13 protein-coding genes and 1 pseudogene are annotated in these 21,588 nt (G+C 50.8%); 5 read left to right on the top strand and 9 right to left on the bottom strand.

Annotated elements, in window-relative coordinates:
* Positions 1 to 863: 863 nt before the first annotated feature.
* Complete coding sequence (locus tag SD961_RS05625; protein ID WP_318789419.1) at positions 864 to 1,115, bottom strand: TraR/DksA C4-type zinc finger protein; 252 nt, start codon at positions 1,113 to 1,115, stop codon at positions 864 to 866.
* A 778-nt stretch (positions 1,116 to 1,893) separates the two neighbouring features.
* Here SD961_RS05625 and SD961_RS05620 point away from each other — a divergent pair.
* Positions 1,894 to 2,157, top strand: coding sequence for a hypothetical protein (locus tag SD961_RS05620; protein ID WP_318789418.1), 264 nt, complete (start codon positions 1,894 to 1,896; stop codon positions 2,155 to 2,157).
* A 186-nt stretch (positions 2,158 to 2,343) separates the two neighbouring features.
* On the opposite strand, the gene SD961_RS05615 is transcribed toward SD961_RS05620, so the two are convergent.
* Both SD961_RS05615 and SD961_RS05610 read right to left on the bottom strand, forming a co-directional pair.
* Entirely contained in the window at positions 2,344 to 2,820 is a 477-nt protein-coding gene (locus SD961_RS05615; protein ID WP_318789417.1) for a fimbria/pilus periplasmic chaperone, read from the bottom strand.
* 43 nt (positions 2,821 to 2,863) lie between these two features.
* Positions 2,864 to 3,130: a hypothetical protein gene (locus SD961_RS05610; RefSeq protein ID WP_318789416.1), complete on the bottom strand. Its 267-nt coding sequence runs from the start codon at positions 3,128 to 3,130 to the stop codon at positions 2,864 to 2,866.
* Between the two features lie 332 nt (positions 3,131 to 3,462).
* On the opposite strand from SD961_RS05610, the gene SD961_RS05605 reads away from it, so the two are divergent.
* Positions 3,463 to 3,810, top strand: a complete 348-nt coding sequence (locus SD961_RS05605; RefSeq protein ID WP_318789415.1) for a hypothetical protein — start codon at positions 3,463 to 3,465, stop codon at positions 3,808 to 3,810.
* 1,014 nt (positions 3,811 to 4,824) lie between these two features.
* Positions 4,825 to 5,028 (top strand): Hha/YmoA family nucleoid-associated regulatory protein, encoded by a 204-nt coding sequence (locus SD961_RS05600; protein ID WP_318789414.1) that lies wholly within the window; start codon positions 4,825 to 4,827, stop codon positions 5,026 to 5,028.
* A 106-nt stretch (positions 5,029 to 5,134) separates the two neighbouring features.
* On the opposite strand, the gene SD961_RS05595 is transcribed toward SD961_RS05600, so the two are convergent.
* Both SD961_RS05595 and SD961_RS05590 read right to left on the bottom strand, forming a co-directional pair.
* Positions 5,135 to 9,256: a S6 family peptidase gene (locus tag SD961_RS05595; RefSeq protein ID WP_318789761.1), complete on the bottom strand. Its 4,122-nt coding sequence runs from the start codon at positions 9,254 to 9,256 to the stop codon at positions 5,135 to 5,137.
* Positions 9,257 to 10,006: 750 nt separating this feature from the next.
* Positions 10,007 to 10,243 (bottom strand): DUF333 domain-containing protein, encoded by a 237-nt coding sequence (locus tag SD961_RS05590; RefSeq protein WP_318789413.1) that lies wholly within the window; start codon positions 10,241 to 10,243, stop codon positions 10,007 to 10,009.
* Between the two features lie 613 nt (positions 10,244 to 10,856).
* On the opposite strand from SD961_RS05590, the gene SD961_RS05585 reads away from it, so the two are divergent.
* On the top strand, positions 10,857 to 13,760 hold the full coding sequence (locus SD961_RS05585; RefSeq protein ID WP_318789412.1) for an autotransporter outer membrane beta-barrel domain-containing protein: 2,904 nt from the start codon (positions 10,857 to 10,859) through the stop codon (positions 13,758 to 13,760).
* A 48-nt stretch (positions 13,761 to 13,808) separates the two neighbouring features.
* Positions 13,809 to 14,123, top strand: a complete 315-nt coding sequence (locus SD961_RS05580) for a NirD/YgiW/YdeI family stress tolerance protein (protein ID WP_318789411.1) — start codon at positions 13,809 to 13,811, stop codon at positions 14,121 to 14,123.
* 108 nt (positions 14,124 to 14,231) lie between these two features.
* On the opposite strand, the gene SD961_RS05575 is transcribed toward SD961_RS05580, so the two are convergent.
* The 4 genes and pseudogenes from SD961_RS05575 to SD961_RS05560 form a co-directional block, all read right to left on the bottom strand.
* Positions 14,232 to 15,476, bottom strand: a complete 1,245-nt coding sequence (locus tag SD961_RS05575) for an HlyD family type I secretion periplasmic adaptor subunit (RefSeq protein ID WP_318789410.1) — start codon at positions 15,474 to 15,476, stop codon at positions 14,232 to 14,234.
* Entirely contained in the window at positions 15,473 to 17,746 is a 2,274-nt protein-coding gene (locus tag SD961_RS05570) for a type I secretion system permease/ATPase (protein WP_318789409.1), read from the bottom strand. The genes SD961_RS05575 and SD961_RS05570 overlap by 4 nt, the downstream gene beginning before the upstream one ends.
* Before the next feature lie 91 nt (positions 17,747 to 17,837).
* Positions 17,838 to 19,052, bottom strand: a complete 1,215-nt coding sequence (locus SD961_RS05565) for a TolC family protein (protein ID WP_318789408.1) — start codon at positions 19,050 to 19,052, stop codon at positions 17,838 to 17,840.
* 399 nt (positions 19,053 to 19,451) lie between these two features.
* Positions 19,452 to 21,588 (bottom strand): annotated as a pseudogene (locus SD961_RS05560) (hypothetical protein); the annotation flags it as partial.

Here is a 21,588-nt window from a genome sequence, read left to right as displayed (position 1 = left end):
AAGTCTCCCATCTCTTCGACAGCCCTTTATTCAAAGACGCCTGCACACTGAAAATTCACCACAGGTGATTGTCAGCAAAAACTATTAATGGGAGTAAAGTGATCATTTTATGTAAAGCATTCAGGGTAAATGTATTGTCAAGGTTAAATTACTTTAAGCCTCTGCCTTTGATATACACCAAGTTATTTATTCAAGATCACCATTATTACTTCATCAACTCAACTAATTAACCTGCATCCTCTATTAAGAAAATTAAAATGGATGAAATCCTATAACTAAGTGACACAGACACTGCATTAAATGGTAATATTTTTGTTACCACTTCAGCTATGCCTACTCTGCCCCTACCAATGCTTATAGAATGGATAGATATTTTTGCCCCGCTGAAAAAATCAAACCTCCTGATGCTTATCTGGATTGTACTGGGCATTACGTTTTTGATTCTCGCTTTGCATAAGATACATGTGATGGCACTTATCGATACGGCGCAATGTCTTATTGATAAGGAGACGGCGAGCGAACCAGATTTTTTCACTCACCTGGCGCAGCTTATCTATCGTATTTTATTTGAAAATTGCGATCACGAGTATCGTTAATTTTATGTTGTATGAAATGGAAAAATCGCAATACTGAGAGCCATTTTGCTAAAAACAGCCTGAACTGAACCCAGCCAGCCTGTAAATACCCAGAAAGATTCCGTCTCTGTCAATCTGCCAGACAGCATCCAGACTTTAATGGTAATAAAAAACCCCGCCAGAATGACAGAACAGCTATGTTCTCTGTGGAGTAAAACGCCTGCCACGCTATCTCTGCGACAGTGTGTCTCCTGAGCGGGGCCGTTCAATTAGCAACGACTATAGCGTCTAATTATCTACTGCCCATTGCCTGCTGGCGTGGCCCACCTGTCCGGTTCGTTCCCGAAGCTCCTGAATTTCCTGGCAGGTAATGCAGGTCGTTACCGAAGGCAGCAGCTGGCGCCGCGCCACAGGAATTTCCTCACCACAATGTTCACAAATGTCACGACCGGGGCGGCTTAACCGACTGCGAATAACCTCCACCTCTAAACCTTCTATCAGGGCAATTGCTTCCATCGCCTCATCAATGATGTCTGCCATATTTTCATTCTCCCAATTGCTGGCATGGGGTGTTTCTTAACACCTGACGCTGCTCTGGTATCTGGTAAATCTTTATCCGCCATGCCTGTACATAATCATGTGCGCTTTACATTTTCTGGCAGATTGTTATTAGGTCCACCGTTGAGTGCTGCAAAGTTCAACTTCTGTCGTTGCTTATTTATAAAAGAAATTCTTTCCCGATAATGATCACACATACTACTGCAACGCTTTTTCAATAGAGTGGTAATTTTCTCAGGCGATACAGAAAAAAATCAGCAACAACAGTTCATAACTTTCATTTTGTTGCTGATTCACTTTAATTTTGTAAAAGAAGAAATAAATTTAAATTTGCTCAGCATTTTGAAAATGATGTAATTGATTTTTTCGTTGGCAGGAAAGTAAAATTTTTACGCGGCACAGCACCCTTGCCGGAAAAATCTGATAAATTGCTGCTGGTTTTACAGCAAGAACAGCAAGTAAACAAAGCTGATATTATCAATTTGCACGGCTGGGATGCTTAACCGGGTGTGTCACTTAGAAAGGGAACCACAATATTGTTTACAGTGCCGTATACTTTGCGTCGCGAGGGATCAGTGAAATATTTTAATTATAATCTAAATTACAGATAAAAAATCTATTTTACAGGTTTGTTGCAATTTAATATTTCATTTAAGGCGTTATCCATTAGCATACACTCTCTGTTGAGCATTGCCCTTTTGGCTCCTTTTATACGCCAGCACAGGTATTTTCCGAAAGAAAATTTTCGCAGGAGAGAATCATGATCCTTCCCAGCCCTGATACGTTGAACCGCGAATATTTGATTAAAATAATTGAGTTTTATGGCTTTATAGAGTGCAGTTGTATTCTGGCTTTTTTACAAACTGTTTGTAGTAAAAATCTGGACGCGGCATCCTATCGTTTTATCCATGAAAAACTCAAAGAGTGTCTGCACAACCATTATAGTGATTCCTGCAAACACTATTTTGATGAGTTAAAAAAACTGCAAACGGAAATTGAATATATTCTTTCAGTGTTTTTCTGAGGAGAGGCATGGCGCTGGTTTTACAAACGGAGCCGAACCCAGAGAGAGTAAAAGACTCAGAAGCCGCAGACTCTTCCCTGAAAAGTTCATGGTAATGGTTGTTGTCACTTTATCCCTTTCTGGTTGCGCATCAGGTTTTCCTCCATCACCACTACCTGCGGCGTAACCGTTTTACCTCGCTGTGATTCATCTCGCCAGGCTCATATTCAGATATCCCGTCCGCCATCCATTCATTTCCTGAATCATCATCAAAAAGTATTGTTTGATTCGATTAGCCATAGCAATTTTAAAAGTGTCCTGACCAGTAGTTTTATTAATCGATGATATTGTTTTAGAAACGAAGTAACTGAGCGACTTTTGGTCGCTGGGAAAACTTCCCTGGACAGGCATAATCCGTAGCTTGTTTTCATTTCCGGGGCCATTTACATATATGATCGGCGTCATGACAATTTCGTTCGCTTTTTCCCCTGATGCATTTTTCACCCCCAATTGTCTCAGAAAACTCTTACTGTTGGAGGCGTGCATTATTGACGCGCTTTCCTGCTGAGAAGCAGTTGGATAAATTATCCGTACAGAGTGCACAGTCATTCCACCAGAAGCGAAAAAGGACGTGGCGAAAACCATGATCAATGCAGCAAAAACGGTCATTCTGGAAAAACGCATAAATATTTTACCGTTATTTTAAATTAGCTTTTATGAAGTAACGTTAATTCAGGATGCAGTCCAGCTCGCAAAGTAATTCACGTACTGAAGAATAATCCTGCTTCAGATCGTCATAAATAAATAAAAAGCGTTTTATTCCTGCGCGAACAGAGTAATAATCGGCAGCAGTCAGTGAATTCCCCGGTTTAAGTTTAAGGGAATTAACCAGATCTTCAAAGTGTGGTGATGCATTTTTTAATTTTACTATCAGACGGTCTTTTGAGAGATCGAAGTTTCCAGGCACATAATGTAACTCTCTATTGGTTTTCATTTCAGTAAGATTCTCCTGGCATATACTGGATGAACTGAATTCTAAAAATTGTGATATCGATCGTCAACTCCAAAAAAAAACGCAATGTTAAGTGAATTAACACGCTTTTTTTTTGCCCCTGAAGGGCCATTATCTTTGATTGTTTAAACTGCTGTTAAACAAGCGATTAAAATAAATTACCGCCAGGATTTTACTATGTTATTAACAAGTAAAAATTGTGCTTAACATTAAAGAAACAGATCGGGATAATTCAGTTTAGGATAAGTTTAAAAAGCATTTCCGAATAACAGCGAACCTGGCAGGCTAAGTAGCCATGTAACGGGAGTAAGGGCATGGCGGCGAAGCGGTCATTATCAGAAAAAATGGGGCCGTCAACAGCTGGTCATAGATTCAGGGCCAGGAATAAAAGCAATAAGACCGGTAAGGTAAACGCTACATCGGCGCAAGCGCATTTGGCCTGTTGTACCGCCAGCAACATTTTATCCTTACAAGCCTCAGGAAAGGCGGGGCTTATTTTGAATTATATAAAAATACTCTGGCATTATCTGGTCAGTAAAAAAAATACGATACCGACACCGCTCCAGAACAGGATGCAAAAAATCAGTATTAACCGCCATGTGTTGCTTCGCACATCATTTCTGTTTGGGCATTTCATTTTTTACTCCGTTATTTCCGGGTAAACGGCTTGCTGGCTACGCTACAGGCAGTAACCTGTTCAGACAGAACGTTTATTGTTAAAATAATTTTTCCCGATCAATTTTAGCGCCACGCTATTAAATCAACGATAAACAAACATGGCAGGAGCCAGCAACATCTTATTTACATTACTACGCTTTGGCTGCCTCTTTTATTTTCGCACTCTCAGCGGCGCTGTAAAATATTTTGCATAAATGCTGTTTTCTGCTATACCCTGCGGTTTAATCTGGCATGAGATAGTGTCAGTTCGCCTGTCGCCAAATATATCCACTGAACTTGTTAGCTCTGCTCCATGCCGCTTACTAACAGCGCTAATCCTGAATAACGGGTAAAATTTTCTGCGTCGCTTATATCAACCATAAATCAACAGAGAATTTTTTATCTGATCATCATGGCGACCATAGTTACAGACTTGCTGCCACTTTGTTAGTGTCAGAGAAATAACAGCCTGCATTCTGTTTCAGAATAAGCATTAAATTTCAGCGCATTAGAACAATAAAGAGGTGATCGTAATAACCCATTTTGACCTGAATGTTATTTCTGAAAACCTTTAGCGGTTAAAACGCTATCATCAGATTAGTCTTTTCATGCTTGATCTTGATGAAGCTAATAACTATAAAGGCCTGACAACGACGTCTAATTAATATTTTAGCGTCAGCTAATTTGGTGTCGGGCTTATTGGAATTTTGCCGATCTTTGAAATTTCCACAGAGAGATCCGGTTTGAAACTACAGGTTGTCTGGCAGGGATCTGATCATTTTCACCATCAGGCCATATGCCTTGTTTTAGCGTCTGGAAGTCATAATTCCAACAGGGGGGCATCATCAATGGTTTACGCGATGGCTTCAGAACAACGAAACAGAAGCGGTAAATATCGGCATCTGCGGAGGCGATGCCGTACGCGTTAAAGATGAGCAGCCCTCACCGAAAGACACAAATTCAAAGAGTTGATAACATCTATAGTATGTAAATTTCACTAATAAATTTGCGAGAAGATCATGAATAAAACTGATTACCTGAGTGAGTTAAGACATTGTCCCTCCAAAGATATCCTCGATATTGTCACCAGCTATATGCGTAAAAAAATCCCTTCGCGCGACATCTGCACTTTTGAAGGGGCTTGCGATCATCGCAAGGCTGAACTGTTAATGAATAAAACCTATAAAGACATTCCAGCAGAAGTATGGCGGCAGGTTAATTAAGAAAGCTTCTGATCATTAACCCGCTGTTGAAAACTCATCCATAAATTCGCTATTCTTTGCTGATATAAAAGAGCATCACTCTGCCTGACGTGATGCTCTTTTTAGATCAGAAGTGATAAGAGAAACCGACTACTCCGCTATAGTCCGTTTTGAAGACGCCACCAAAACTGCTCTCAACACCAGCACTTAACGAAACATTCTGGGTTGCAGCCCCTTCAACGCCCACTTTTGCACGGTAGCGATTGTCGGACCAGGCCTGGTACTGACGGTTTGACTGGCGATCTGAAAGCGTCGTCTTTGAACCGTTTTTGCCTGGAGAGTATTGCCAGGCAATGCTGGCCGTCAGATTGACATTTTTCAGCTCTTCCCCAAGCCCGCGTTTTTGCACCATTATTCCGCCGGTACCGTAGTATGGAGTAGCTGAACTGAGTGCTACCCGGGCGTCCTGCCCCTGCAGGGAATAGCCGGAAAGCACGCCAGCGCTGACCCCGACAAAAGGTGAGATCAGCAGGGTGTCATCTGCAAAACTGAACTGGTAACCACTTCGCAGGCTTCCCGCTAACATAGTGCTGGAACGCTTTTTACCGTTAATATCCAGCGCAGGATCCAGCGTTATTTCCTGGTTCAGATACATAAAGCGGCTGGCGGCATCAACAAACCATCCTCTCTCCGATTGCCATGAGTAATACGCGCCGACAGTGGCCAGACGGTGGTTTTCCTTGCCATTGCCTTTGATTTCGCCCTGTGTGTAGCTGGCGCTGACACCCAGAGTTTGCGCCTCATTCTGCTTATCCCAACCCACATTCAACGTCTGCTGACTGGCATTCAGGCCGAGAAAACTCCCTTTCCTTTGCTCCAGCGTCGCCCACGCTCCGCTATTTTCCGGCGAAGCGCGCAGCCTGTCGGTTCGGTTATAGAGCTGACTGATGGCTTCGCTAAAGATGTACTGGCGCGATGCCATCATTGCACGCGTATTCTGAATCAGTGGCTGGTTATCATAAATCGTAAACCACTCATCCGGATTGAACGCCGGCTGATTAACCGCCTCATCGGGCTGCGCTTCAGCATCGGGTTTCGCCTCACTCCCCTCACCCGCAGCCGGAGTATCAGCGCCTGTTTCCGGCGGGGTGTCGCCCTGAGCGGGCGTATCAGTGCCCGTTTCCGGCGTAGTATCGCCCTGCGCTGGCGTATCAGCGCCTGCTTCCGGCGTGGTATCGCCCTGCGCTGGCGTATCAGTGCCCGTTTCCGGCGTGGTGTCGCCCTGAGCTGGCGTATCAGTGCCCGTTTCCGGCGTGGTGTCGCCCTGCGCTGGCGTATCAGCGCCTGTTTCCGGCGGGGTGCCGCCCTGCGCTGGCGTATCAGTGCCCGTTTCCGGCGTGGTGCCGCCCTGCGCTGGCGTATCAGCGCCCGTTTCCGGCGTGGTATCGCCCTGAGCGGGCGTATCAGCGCCCGTTTCCGGAGCTGTTGGCTCTACCGGCGTCTCGGGCTGCGTCTGATTATGTTCAAGCACCCATAAAACGCGATCGTTCTGATCTTTTACCTGGTAGTTCGGAGTGTAGACGCTGAAGCCGCTGTGACCGCTGGCGAAGGAAAAATAATCATGCGCAGTGCCTGCTGGCGCATCGATCATCACTATATCCTGTTTCAGCGAAACCTGTTCCCCGGCCTCCACCAGCAGATTCACATCCAGCAGATTATTGCCGCCGCTGACTGAGGTTTGAATAGTGAGTTTGTCACTTTCCAGCGTGGCAGGTTTCACTCCTGATACGATCCTGAGGTCGGAAGCCTCCAGCGAATCGACCTCAAGGTTTTTTGCACGCCAGCTTCCCGCTGGCACCATAGAAATCTTCGCCCCCTTCTGCGCATACAGCGTGCCGACATGACTGTTGTCCGTCATAACCCAGTTAGCATTTGCATCCAGCGTCATGCGAGTGCTGCCGGATGATGTTACAGCGCCCTGGTAATTCACCTTACCGAGATAGAGTGAAGCGTCATTCGCCAACTGCACATCGCCTGTAACTTCACTGGCTGGCAGCAGCGCCAGCGCATCGGCGTCACGCACCGGCTGGCTGCAGGACGATGCGTCCTGATAGATAACGGAATAGCAACGCCAGCTCTTTTCATCCACCGTTTCACTATTGTTATAGCCAAAAGCGAGACGCGCAGAGTCATCCGCCACAAAACGAGCCTGGACCCCGGCATACTCGCCAACCTGCAATGCCGCATTTTTACCAACATTGATTTCGCTGGCTTTAAACAGCGAGGTTGACCAGTCATCCTCAATGACGGTGCCGCCCGCGTGCGCAACTGGCTGGCCTGAGAGTATCGCTGTACCCTTTTCGACGGTGAGCGTGCCATTCAGATTCATGCCGCCAGTCAGCGCCATTATTGCCGTCGCGTTCTCAGGCTTCAGCGTGACGTCCATGCCGCCATTCACCGCGCTCTGATTCGTTTCGCCCAAAAAGCCGCGGAAAACCTGTTGGTTTAACTGCGTTAAACGGTAATTAACCGCCGCATCACTGTTTGTTCCCAGATAGGTCCAGGTTGAGGTTGAACTTTTATCCGTCGGAAAATACCAGTAAGAAGAGGTGTTTAGCTGGAAATACTCGGTCTCTTTGGTATAAGGATTGTTGTAAACATAAATTGAACCCGGCGTCCCCTTCGGATTACTGCCGGAGAATGTATTTAAAGCGACATCCGCAGAGGTATACCCCGTGATGTTAAGCGTAGCGTTCTGGTCGGCGCGATGGTTAACCAGCACTGCGCCGCTGTCGGTATGGTTAATTTTTTTAGCGGTCAGCGTGTTACCGTTTAAATCCAGCTTACCGCCGCGATAGCCAAAATAGATGTCGCTGGCCGCCACCTGATCACCATCCTGCAGCACCACGGTAGGACGGCCGCTTACCAGTGTTACCGATGAGAAAGCCTGCTTATTTCCTGCACTATCCGCCTGCTGGTCAAGGATAACCGTGCCGTCTCCCACGTTAAGACTGCCTTCGTTAACGCCCGCGGCATTGATATGCAGCGTTCCGGCACCGATTTTATGCAGCGCGTCATTTGCTAAACCATTAACCTGCCACAGCACCTCTTTGCCGGCATCCACCTCCATGCCTCCGCCAACCCAGGTGGCGTTTATCCCTTCTGCAGAACTTACGGTGTAATTATTCGAAAAGCGGAGTTTTCCGGCCCCCATATTAATGGGGTCGTTAAGCGTGATCGCACCGCCTGCTCCGTTGAAGCGTAAATCTTTGGTCGCATCCAGCTCTGCATTGCTGGCTGTTGCTGGCGCAACACTCGCATAAGCCTTATCAAGGCCTGTCCATGACCAGGCGGCTCCCTGCTGCGTTATCGCTTTATCGCTCCAGTAAAGCGTGCCGTTTGCGGCGCTATCCACGACATCTGGCGAACTGTTGGCTTCAGAGATGTTCTGGATATAATCATCAGGGATGTACTCCCATATACTGGTTGTGCCATAGCCGGTGCCATCATCCACATATGCGCCATGCAGTACGCCAGCAATTTTCCATGCTTTATCCAGCTCGTCATACACCATCATCGGGCTGCCGCTGTCCCCTGCCATAGTGCCGATAGAGAGCGGAGAGGTCAGCGGGTTATCAGGGCCGTAGTTGGTGGCCTGTAGCGATCCGGAGGTAAAGGCAACCGTACCGGCATTGACGGTACCACCGCTTACCCAGTTATAGGCGTCGCTCAGTATAATGCGTTCTGTTTGCTCTTCACTGAGCTGGCTTTGCGTGCCGCCGCCAATACGAGTAAACCAGCTATACCGCGACGTATCGCCTTTTATCATTTCTGATTTTTCCACTGTGCCGATGGGTGCTGCATCGGTAACCACCTTATTCAGGCGTGGCAAATGAAAATCGACATTAGATAAAAGCGATTCGTTTCGGTTAATCAACTTGTAGGTCGCACCATATTGCGCACCGTTGCCAAAGCCGACCGTATTATAACCGGTGTTATGGCGGGCGCTGGCGACATAAGAGGGAGCAACCAGGGTACTGTAACCATAATTCGCTACCATGCCGAAATCCGGCATGGCGAAATCCAGAGAGCCAGACAGTAAACCCTCTTTTGTATATACCGCTATGTTTTTTTCTCCGACAGAATACTTTCCAAGGTTTTCTGCAAAATCACGATACTCCTGAACGTCAATATCGTGACGCATAATACCAGCATAGGATTTGGTACAGATAAAAACAGTGCAGCACAAAGCCGCGCCGCCTAAATGTTTCAATGGACTACCCTCATAAGTTTATCATTTATTAAAATAACAACAGTAATTAAAAGGAGAATACCATTACAGGCATGCTTACCAGAAACCAACCTTTACTTACTTTGTTGATCATAATCAATAAACGCCAACACTTTGCAGATAAATAACTGGTAACTAGCTGTTATTACTGGTCATTTAAAATCCCCCTTAAAAGGAAATGGATATTATAAATATGTTAACAAATTATTGGGAGTAAAATATCATGACATCTGACCCTTGAAATTTTTCGTAAATAAACAATATTAAAAAATACAGTGAGTTTTAAAAAACACCCTTGCGTCAACTTATGTATAATAAAGTAAAATCCAGGATGAAATAATTATAAACTAACAGACTTATTTTATATTTACTGACAAACAGATTTGGGGAGGAAATTATAATCAACTATCTGCTGAGAGAGTGACCGCAAACTCAGGCGGTTCCTGAACACTCTGTGCTGACAGGTTCGTTGCCCATAACCGAAAGCGCGCTCACGCCTGGGGACGCTCAGGGGCTGTTTTAAGAGCCTGATCCCGGCGCATTACCGGACGGTATCATCCATTTGCGCGTTTCAGGAGAGGTGCTTAGCGAAAAAATGCGGGGCTAAAGTTCTCCCCGCGATGAGCTTGTTGAAGGAGTGGAACGGGTTGGTTGCATCCGGTGGGAGAGGCTAAGGATGGCGGGATCAGCGTCAGAGCGAAGCGGAATTTACTTTGGATGAGCTCGATGATAAAGCGCCCATTGCTCAATTAACTCTCCTGAAGGAAGAGTGCAATAGCCCTCTGCGCCCGCCTCCGTTTTAATCTGCGAAGGCTTGCCCCCCACATGCAGACACCATTCGGTAGCGGGGTTACGCATATTTAAAACTTTTGCTGCCGATGGGTGCTGTGCGCAAGCGGAGAGTTGCAGACCCGTCAGCAGCAGCATGGCAGTTGTTTTCGTCATTCTCATCAGTAACACTCCTGAATTTGTTTTTTCCAGCACAGCTTAAGTGCTTTGAGCAGGCACAGACATCGGCCTGCCAGCCTCACTCCCACCCTGACATTATCCAGGCAAAATTATCGGTGCCAGAGCGTTGATGTTTATTAATAACCGGCCGATGTTTAAAACGAAGGGAGAGGAGCGCCTTACTTTATAGCGAAGTGAATTAACCTTCCTTCAACGCCCCTCTGTTTTTATCCTTTACCGTTCACCGCTGAGAGACCTGGCCCAAATAAATACTCCAAAAAAAGAATGCATGTTAATAAATTTAACAAGAATTCCTCGTTTGCAATGGCTGCATTCTCTTAATTTTTAATGAAAATCATCTTAACCTGATGCTTTCTCTTCAGAATGGCTAGCCAGACAAAACATTTGCAACATCTTTACATAATTGAATCCCCCCCTGCATAATCCTGCTGCTTTCCAGGCCCCCAGATAATTACTGGAAACATTACAAATTTACTGGCTCGCATTCGCCAGAGCGGCCGATGCGCTGCATTTAATAGCCATGACTATTAATAGCTTCTATTCGGACAGCTTTGGCTCATCACTAAAATCTTACGGAAGAGTTACTGGTATGAACAATAAATTTGAGTTGAGTAGAATTGCAAAAGCGTTATTACTTGCCAGCGGCATGGGAATGGTGCCGGGGATGGCCTGTGCGGCTATGGTAGGAAGCCAGTCAGGCAGCGAGATTATCTTAGGGGATGGTACGACGCTAATTGGCGATACTTCAGATGGCGGCCTTTACGGTATTATTGTTCCTAAAGGGACCGCAGGCACGGTCGCAGCGGGTAGCGGTACGACTATTAGCGTTAAAGACGCCGACCGTTATGCCAAAGGTGTTTTGTTAAGGGCGGATAACAGTAGTTTTACAGCAAACAAATTAATTCTCAACGTTTCCGGCGTGACAGCGGTCGGGCTTGATTTGAGCGGCCATAAAGTCAGCGCCGATTTAGGATCGGATTCGTCAGTCAACATCGTTGCCTCCGGCCTTTCTGAAGGCGTAGCAATCCGCAACGCCTCCACGCTGCTGGCCGATACGCTGCAAATCACTACTCAGGGTAATGACGGCACGGCGCTGCATATTAACGGCTATGGCAGCAGCGCCGATATCGGCGGTGACGGTAATATTCAAACGAATGGCACTAACAGTCACGGTATTCAGGTCGATACATTGATTGGCGATGCGGCTGACGGTGTCGCCAGCCTGAAGGCTAATGCGTTAACCATTAATACCCTCGGCAGCAGCTCGAATGGTATCAATATACAGCTCAACAGTACGGTCGATCTGGGCAGTAATTCCACCATTATTACCACTGGGGATACTTCAGCTGGCATCTGGAGCCTGGGCGATTTAACCGCCGACCATCTGACTATCAGCACTTCAGGAGCCACCTCCGCTGGCCTGTCAGTCAGAGGGGATGGCGTAGCGAATATCGGCGCTGGTAGCGTGATCGCCTCCCAGCAGACAGGCGGTATTGTGGCGATGGGCAATAGCGCCACCGTTAATTTTTTCGGCAGTGCTGAGGAGCGCAACAGGGTACAGGCAGCCCAGGGTTATGGGGTATCGGCGCAGTCTGCTGGCGCGGTGGTAAACCTACAAAACAGTGATATCGCCATGACTAACGGGGACGCTGTAAGCCTGGGGCTATGGGCTGTTAACGGGGGCGTAATTAACGGCGACGCGCTGACCATTACCGGCTCCGGGAGTTCCGTTGGCGTTTACTCCATGACCGACAGCCAGGTCAATCTGACCGGCGATCTGACTATAGATATGGGTTCTCCGGATGGCCTGGCGATGGCTACCCAACACAATGACGGTTATGCACCCAGCGTTATCAGCGCCGACGGAAAAATGGATATCACCGGCAGCATAGAATCTCTGGGCGGCTTAATCGATCTTAGCTTCGCTAGCGGATCAATCTGGTCCGGCAGCGCCGTCAGCGATAATGTCAACGGCGGCCATTTAAACGTTAACCTCACCGATAGCACCTGGAATGTTGCGCAAAGTTCCAACGTCGATGACCTGCAAATGAGCAACTCGCTGGTTGATCTCTCTGCGGCGACCGACAACGATACCTATTCCACGTTGACCGTCGCCAGGCTGAGCGGCAGCGGGGACTTTTCATTACGTACCGATCTGGTGGGCGATGGCGTCAACAACATTGGCGACAAAATCGTGGTGACAGACAGCAGCGCCGGTGATTATGGTCTGACTATTCAGAACCGCGGCAGTGCGGTCACAACGGGCGACGAAGTGCTGACCCTGGTCGAAACGCCCGATGGCATTGCTACGTTTAAGGGTAATTCAGATGTTGAACTGGGCGGTTATGTTTATACCGTTAATAAACAGGGTACCAACTGGGTGCTCTCGTCGCCGAAACCCGAAGAGGTTCCAGCCCAAGCAGCACCTGCGGATAATGCCGATGCTGCGCCAACAGATAATGCCAGCTTCGTGCCGGCTGATATTAACGACATCACGCCGACAGATAATAGTGGCGCTGTTGTTCCTGAAGCACCAGCTAACGCTGCAACCACCCCATCTACAGAGCCGGACGGCGGCAGGGTGATCACCAGCACTGCTAATGCGGGCGCTAATTTCCTCAACATCGGCTATCTGATGAACTATGCCGAAACCCAGACGCTGATGCAGCGTATGGGCGATGTCCGTCAGGGTAAAACCGATGGAAATGTCTGGCTGCGCGGCATTGATGGCCGGTTCAGCGGCTTTGCCAGCGGCAAAATGAGTAATTTCAGCATGAATTACACCGGCTATCAGTTCGGGGTTGATAAACGTTTGTCTGAAGAATTGCCGGTTTATCTGGGTCTGTTTATGGGCGCGACGGAAGGCTCGCCACACTATAAAAATGGCGACGGCAATACAAAATCTGAGAGTTTTGGTCTCTACAGTACCTGGCTGAATGATGCTGGTTACTATCTGGATGGTGTGGTGAAAATCAACCGCCTGCGCAATCAGTTTAGCGTTAGCGATACCCAGAATAACCGCGTAACCGGCAACGGCGTTTCATCCGGCGTCAGCGCGTCACTGGAAGCGGGCAAAAAATTCAGCTTCTCTGACGACGCGGCGGGGTTTTATCTGGAACCTCAGTTACAACTCACCGCAGGTCATCAGGATGGCTCCTCGTTGCGCGCCTCTAACGGCCTGAATATCGACCTCTCCAGCTACAAATCTCTGCTGGGCCGCGCCAGCGTGCTGGCAGGTTATGAGATCAACCAGAGCGATTACAAACTTAACACCTATATCAAAACCGGCGCAATGCGCGAATACAGCGGCGATGCCACTTACAAGCTGAATGGCTCTAAAGAGCGTCTTTCCTTCCGGGGTAACGGCTGGAATAACGGCATCGGCGTCAGCGCGCGGATGAGTAATCATACCCTCTTCCTGGAAGCGGATATGGTGGACGGCGAACGCTTCAATCAGCGTCAGGTTAATGCAGGCTATCGTTTTAGCTTCTGATTTCATCGCAAAAACAGAAGTTGTTTCTCTTAACAAAAGGAGTAGTTAATGAAAAAAACCTTATGGATTATGCTGGCCTTGCTCTGCTCATCATCGGCTTTTGCCCGTCAGGAGGTTACCGTAGCGGAGGCAAAGGAGATGCATGACGATCGTCACGTTGCGATTACCGGCACTATCAGCGGCCGGGCTGATGATGATAACTACTGGTTGCAGGACTCTACCGGGCGTATTCGCATTGACGTCGACGATGATGATGACGATGACAACTACCTGGTGGGCAAAAAGGTGCGGATCAGCGGCGAAATCGACCATAACAACGGCCGGACTGAAATTGACGTCGATCGTGTCTATATTCTGAAGTAATCCCGCCCTTTTCCGCAATAAAGCCAGCGCTGTCTGGCTTATTTACCGGCATCTGAAACGGGCATAAAAAAGCACGCTTTACAGCGTGCTTTTTCTCCCCGGTCACAGTTACTTTTCGCGGAACGCTTCCTGTACGCGGAGTAAAGGTCGTAGCAGATACTGCAGTAAACTCTTCTCGCCGGTACGGATATCGACCGTGGCGGTCATCCCCGGGATCACCCGTAATTCCTGACTGCCGCTTTTGGTGAGCGTATTATTTTCCGTCAGCACCATTACGCGATAGTAGGTGTCATCTGCGCCAGGCCGCCTTGCGGTTTTGCTCTCCTCATCTTTCAGGGCGCCGGGGCTGATACTCTGTACATGCCCTTTCAGTCCGCCATAAATGGAGTAGTCATAGGCAGAAATTTTCACTACGGCTTCCTGGCCCGGTGCCAGAAAAGCGACATCTGAGGGGCGAATACGGGTTTCAACCAGCAACTGATCGTCCAGCGGCGTCACTTCCATAATGGCCGCGCCAGGCTGAATCACCCCGCCAAGCGTGTTGATCTTGATGCTGTTAACGATCCCGCGTACTGGCGTTCGCACCTCCGTGCGTTCCAGGGTGTCATGACGACCCAGCGCGGTCTCCTGCAGGCTGGTCATTTCAACATCGACCTTCGATAGCTCATCGTTGGCTTCATTACGGTAGCGGTTCTGACGCTCTGTAATCTGTAATTCAGCATCATTGGCTTGTCGCTCAAGCTTCAGCACCTCGGTCTTTGAGAGTAACGATTTGGCTGAGAGTTCGCGCGCCATCGTCAGCTCTTTTTGTAGCAGCGCTTTTGATTTCAGATAGCCTGCGACAGATTCATCCAGCGCGCGTTTACGCAGCTTCCAGGCGTCGGTTTCACGCGCCACTAATTCCGGCGCCTCCATGACCTCGCGCGGGAACACCAGCTCACTGCCGGTCGCCTCAGCTTCCAGACGCGCAGCCTGGGCCTTAAGCGCCAGCAGGCGATTAGCGCTTTCACGAAACGAAGCTTCGGCCCGCGTCGGATCTATTTTCGCTACCACCTGCCCCTTGTCGACAGTGTCGCCTTCATGCACCATCAGCTCCTGCAGAATGCCGCCTTCCAGACTTTGCAGCACCTGCTCACGAGAGCTGGGCACGATCTTCGCCGAACCGGTAGTCACCTCTTCAATATTGAAATTGGCCGCCCAGAGCACGACCAGCACCATAAGCGCCACGCCGCCCCAGGCGATATAGAGCCAGCCTTCCCAACGGTCCTGACGCGCCGCGAGCACCATTTCGCTGGCGGTGTATTCCGTCACGCGTTGCTCTTTACGTTTGTTGCCTTTCGATAAAATGCTCATGCTGTCACCTCGCCAGAGTGGCGCGGAGCCTCTGTACTGATCTCGACACCTGCGGGTTTGGCTGCGGCGCGCAGCACTGAGGCAGCCGGGATCTTCCCGCTATTCAACAGGCTGATAATCTCTTCTCGCGGACCATCAGCGACCTTGACGCCCTCATCCATAACAATGACCCGATCGACATACTTCAGAACCGCCGGACGATGCGTCACAATAATCACGGTCCGGCCTTCCATCGCCGGGATTAGCGCATTCAGGATCATGCGTTCCGACCTCATATCCATACCTGAGGTAGGCTCGTCCAGCAGCAGCACGTCCGGGCGCGACAGGATGGCGCGAGCCAGCGCTATCGCCTGCTTCTGACCGCCGGAGAAGTTCTCTCCGCGTTCGCTGACCGGCATGCCGAAGCCCATTGGATGCGCCGCGATAATCTCGCTGACGCCGGTCATTTTCGCCGCCGCTATCAGTTCCTCATCGCTGGCGTAAGGCGCGCCCATGACCAGGTTGTCGCGCAGGGAACCGAACATAAAGCGCGGCTCCTGATTAACCAGCGCGATACGACTGCGCAACTCCACCGGCTCTACCTGACCGATATCCACTCCGGCGATAGTGATAGTGCCTGCGGTGGGCGGATAGAGACCCACCAGCAGACGCAGCAGGGAGGATTTCCCACTGCCCATTTTGCCGAGAATAGCGACACGTTCGCCCTGGCGGAAACGGAGATCCAACTGCTCAACCACCGCAGGCAGATCGTCTTTGTAGCGCAGGGTCACTCCTTCACAGACGATTTCGGTCTGGCTGCCCTGCGGGAGTTGCACATAGACTTTCTCTTTTTCACGTTCGGTCGGGGCCTGCATGACTTTGTTGAGGATCGCCAGCGAGGTTTTCGCCTGCTGAATACGCAGTCCCAACGCTGCCAGCGTCGCAATCGGCATAATGGCGCGCCCCATCAGCGTCATGGTGGCGATAATGCCCCCCATGGAAATGTCACCATCCCCTACCAGATAAGCGCCCCAGACCAGCAGGATGACGGTGCCGAACTGCTGGATCGTCTGAATGACGCTGGAGCCCATGGTGGCGAGAAAGCGTGATTTCATGTTCACGGAGGAGAGCTTAACGCTGGCGACATCGTGTTTGGACGCCACCAGATTTTCAGCGCGCAGCACTTTGATGGTTTCGAGATTATCCAGCGATTCGATCACCAGACCATAACGGTTGCTGCCGATTTTCATCGACTCTTCGGCATGACGCTTCAACGGGATCTGCATCAGCAGCACCATCGTGACGATAATCAGCAATATCAGGATCACGCACCAGACCAGCGGCCCGGCCACCAGATGGATCACCACCAGAAACAGTAAAACAAAGGGTAAGTCTGCGACGGTGGTAAGCGCCGCCGAGGTGGTCAGCTCGCGAACGCTGTCGAAACTTTGCATAACGTTGCCGAAAGCACCGCTGGACTGCGCGCGGTTGGTCATTTTGCCTTTCAGCACATGGCGAAACAGCTGCGCGCCCAGCACCAGGTCAATCTTTTTCCCGGCGCGATCGGTGATCCATGCGCGGCCCAGCCGGGCGGCCAGTTCAAATAGCAACGCCAGACTTACGCCGATAGCCATAGTCCAGAGCGTGACGTAGGTTTGATTGGGCAGTACCCGGTTATAGACCGTCATGGTAAACACTGACATCGCCAGTACCAACAGGTTGATCACTACCGACAGCGCGGCAGCTTCATAGATGTAGCGTTTAAAGCTCCATAAGGTATGCCAGAACCAGTGCCCTTCCCCGACGCGCACGATGTCATCGGCACGATGGTCGAGGTAAGATTTTGGCCGTAGCAGCAACAGCTCGCCGCTATAGTGCTGGGCAAGACGCGCAAAATCGACCTCGACCGGCTGACTGCCCAATGCAGGATCGATAATGGCACAGCGCTTTTCACTGCACTGCGTTAATACGCAGTACCCGGTTTCCAGCCGCATAATGGCTGGCAGCACAAAGCTTTTCACATCAACCAGGTCAATCTGCTGCCAGGCTGCACTAATGCCACGGCTCTGGAGCGCGCGCAGCGCCCACTGGTTTTGCGCCGCAATATCCTCATGCGGTGGAAAAGCGGGCATATCCGCGCGTAGGGCGTTCAGCGTCAGTCGAACATCAAACAGCCGCAGCGCGCTTTGCAGGGCGACCAGCAGGGTCTCCTGCATCTCAGGCGGCGGCCTTGGGATAGTTCTTTTTTCATCATCTGCTACAGAGCCAGCAGGCTCAAGAATATCAGTCACGGTATTTGTCCTCTGGACGGCTTATTCGTCCTGGCCCGGCGGTAAAAATATCCCTTCCGCCAGGCACGCTGTTCGTTTTTTCCGGGCCGAATTAGCGCACGGCCTGAATGGTGTTGGCGGGAAGCGTATTAACCTTCTGCGCCAGCTCGCTGGTTTTTCCCAGCGCAGCGACGATCTGCCATTGGGCCGCCAGGTATTGCATTTGCTGCTCCTGATAGCTCGCCAGGCTGGTGTAGTAATCTGTGGCGAAAGAGATCAAATCGGTTAACGGCCGCTGACCGGCGAAGAACTGGACTTCGCCCGCTTTCCAGGTTTTCAGCGCTGTTTCCGACTGTCTCTGCAGGGCGTTAATCTGCCGCTCGCGCAGCGGTAATGAGACCCAAAGCTGATCCAGTTGCTGTTTTAAGGTACGGAGTGTGGCGTCCTGCTCCGCCTCGGCGGCGATCAGCCGTTGCGTTTCAGCTTTGGCGTTCGCTCTGCCAGCGCCGCCGTCCCACAGGTTAATGTCGCTGTTTACCTGTAACGTGACGGCTTTAAACGGCTCCATTTCACCGTTGCGCTTCGGGCTGTCCAGGCTTAACTGCACGCTCCATTTCGGCCGGTTCCACTTTGATGCCAGTTCCACTGCGGCTTTCGCCTCTTCTTTACGTTCCCGTGAAACGGCCCAGTTGGGATTCTCCTTTAACACCTGCTGTGCCTGCGCCAGCGAGGCGGGCAACAGACCCGCTTTTTTCAGATCGGGCAGATCGCGTGTCAGGACAATCTCATTGTTGAGGAGTGCGCTGAGCTGTTGCAGCGCCTGCTGGTAGGTGGTATTGCTCATTTCGCGGCTGGCGATCACCGCATTGAGACGAGTCGCGACCTGGTTAATTTCCGAGGCGCGGCCGCTGTCGATAGTGGCGATTGCCTGAACCCGGTTTAACAGGTCCTGCAACGCGGCGATCTCTTTATCCAGCACGCCAACCACTTTGGCGTTAGTCGCTGCCGTGGTGAACAGTGAAAGCACCTGCTGATTAAGGTTTTCGCGTGTGACGTTAATTTGCGCTTGCTGCATTGAATAAGCAGCCTGTTTACCGGCAACGCTGGCATCGGTGCGCCCATGGTCGTAAAGTAATTTACTGACAGAAACGTGAGGCGATAGCGGATTATTTTCATAACCTGGCTGCCCGGAATATCCTGCCGCGCTGACGCCGGTACTCACCTGAAAACCATTCGCTGCTTTCGCCTGTTCAATATCATAATATGCACCGGCGCTGGTCGATAATGCCGACCGTACCGAAGGGTGATCCGCAGTCATGCGTATCATTTCAATAAAGTCCGTTGCGTGGGCATTTAATAAAGGATTCAAAAATAGCAGTGCCACTATTAACCGGCGCAACGGGTATTTTGATTCTGCTGCAAAAAGGATTTTCTTCATAATTAACTCAAAAATAACAAGTGAAGTGGGCTGGCTATTTATCCTGTCGCCTCATAAATCCTGCGACGGGGCTGTTGTAACCGCCCGAAGTGTCATTTGACAACGTTAATTCTGCAAAAATGGCATATATAGATTTTTAATCCTAAATGGATGGATTTATTTATCACTTTCATCTGTAGATTCGGGGCCGCCGCCAGCGTCAGAAAGCGGGCGAAAGCGGATGCAGAAAGGTAATTTCTGCTTTCATGCTAAAAAAGGAGGCGGTAGCCGAAGCCACCGCCTGAGGGATCAGATAACATTTAATCCATGCTGGATTAACAGCTTGACGGTAGTGTCATCATTATTGGTGTAGACATCGTAATTAACACCATTTTCGGTTTGCGACGTTGAGACCGTCCATTCCGCTTTATTGATATTAACGGTATCACTTGCGCCATTACTGTCAGAGTCAGCCACATCACCGGTAATATGTAATGTATTCGCTTCATCACCATTATCTTTAGTGATTTCGAGTACATCGCTGGCGCTGATAAACAGAGTTTGCGCCGTGTTATTACCCATATGAATAGCTTCTATGCCACTAATTTTGCCTGATACCGTGCCGAGCTCTAAATCGTTATTAGAATCCCAGACCAGCATATCGTGACCTTCCCCGCCTTTAACGCTGCTGAAGTCAGTGCTGTTGATCACAATAGTGTCATCGCCTTCATTCGCATCAACGGAGTGAGCGCCACGTGCATCCAGCACATCATTGCCAGCGGTGCCATTGAGATCGTACTGCGCAGGTTGATACTCAATATGCGTTGCCCCGCGATCCGGCGTCAGTCCCAGCGTCTCATTCAGGTCGATTAAACGACCTTTAATGGCCGAACCGTCGCCGTCGCCCACGCCCTGATCGGTCCAGGTCACGTAGAGCTGACCGCCCGCCAGGAAGGTGGCGTCCACCTCCACCTGCTCGCCGTAGGTCAGCTGGTTGATCTGCATCTGCTGACCCACCTTGTTGCCCGCCGCGTCAAAGTACTGCGCGTAAATGCCGCTGGTGCCCGCGCCCGGCGCAGTGTCGGTTGAAGAGAGGAACACCGCCACAAAGCTGCCGTCTGCCTGACTCACTACCCTCGCCATATGCTGATCGCTGGCGGTTGCGGTGTTGATCAGGAACTCGCTGGTCAGCGCGGTGCCGTCCGCCGCATAGATGCGGCCCCAGACCCCTAAGCCGCTCTGGTCCGGTCCGCTGGTATCCTTCGAGTCCCAGGTCACCACGTAGTTGCCGTTGTCCAGCGCGCTGACGGCTGATGAGGCCTGATCGCTGGTCAGGGTCTGGTTGGCGACGAAGCTGGTCACCACCGCATGGCTCGACGGATCGTAAACCGATACGCCCACATCGTAGCCGGTGGCTTTAATCGCATAGGTAATCGCCACCTGACCATTTTCCAGCGTCGTGACCGACGGCAGCGGCTCCCATTCTGCAATGAGGGCGTTAGCGTTCAGGCTGGTGGTCGCCAGTACTATTTCAGACGTCACCGGCGTGCCGCTGGCGTCGTACTGACGACCGTAGACCACCCATGTACCGTCCAGACTCGCTTCCCACACCACCATATAGCCGCCGTCATCCAGGCCGGTAATGACCGGAACGCGCATTTTGCTGGCCGCCGTACTGGAATCGACATTGTACTCGGCGCCGTCAGCCACCACGCCGTTGACGTTGCCCGCGCTGTCGTAGCTGTAGCTGTAGCCCTGGCCCTTGATATGACCGCCAGAGTCGGTGCTCCAGACCACCTGGAAGCTGCCGTCCGCCAGCGCCGCCACCTGCGGCGTCAGCTGATCGCCCGCCGTGGTGGTGTTCACCGTGAACTCCGCGCCCACCGGCTGGCCCTTGGCATCCAGCAGCTGACCCATAATGCAGCTGCCGGAGCCGTCCCCGCTCGCCGACTGCCACACCACGATCGCCCCGCCGTCCGGCAGGCTGGCCACCGACGAGACCGTCTGCGCCCCGGTGGTGGTGGTGTTCACCGTGTACTCGGAGTAGAACGCCGCGTCCACGTCGATCACGATACCCTCGATGCCGGTGCCCGCGCCGTCCACGTTATCCGACTGCCAGGTGACGTAAACGCTGCCGTCCGCCGTCAGCACCGCGTCGAAGATGTGGGTGGCGTCCACCGAGTCGCCGCCGTTGCCCTGGTTGCCCGCCGTGGTGGTGTTCACCAGGAATTCGCGGCCGACCTTCTGGTCGTTGGCGTCAAAGCGCTGCGCGTAGATGGCGGAGCCGTCCCCGTCGCCGCCCTCCGAGCCCCAGATAAGCAGGTAGCCGCCATCGTCCAGCGCCACCCCGACCGGCTTGTACTGCTTGCCGGTGGTATAGCCGTTGACGATGAAGTCACCGCTGCCCACCAGGGTCAGCGCGCCGGTCTCCGCGTCCACGCGGTAG

It is taken from the genome of Erwinia sp. MMLR14_017 (assembly GCF_033657285.1).
In the GTDB taxonomy this organism is placed as follows: Bacteria; Pseudomonadota; Gammaproteobacteria; order Enterobacterales; family Enterobacteriaceae; genus Erwinia.
Note: the sequence above shows the minus strand (reverse complement) of the source record. Positions and strands in the feature narration are given on the sequence as shown.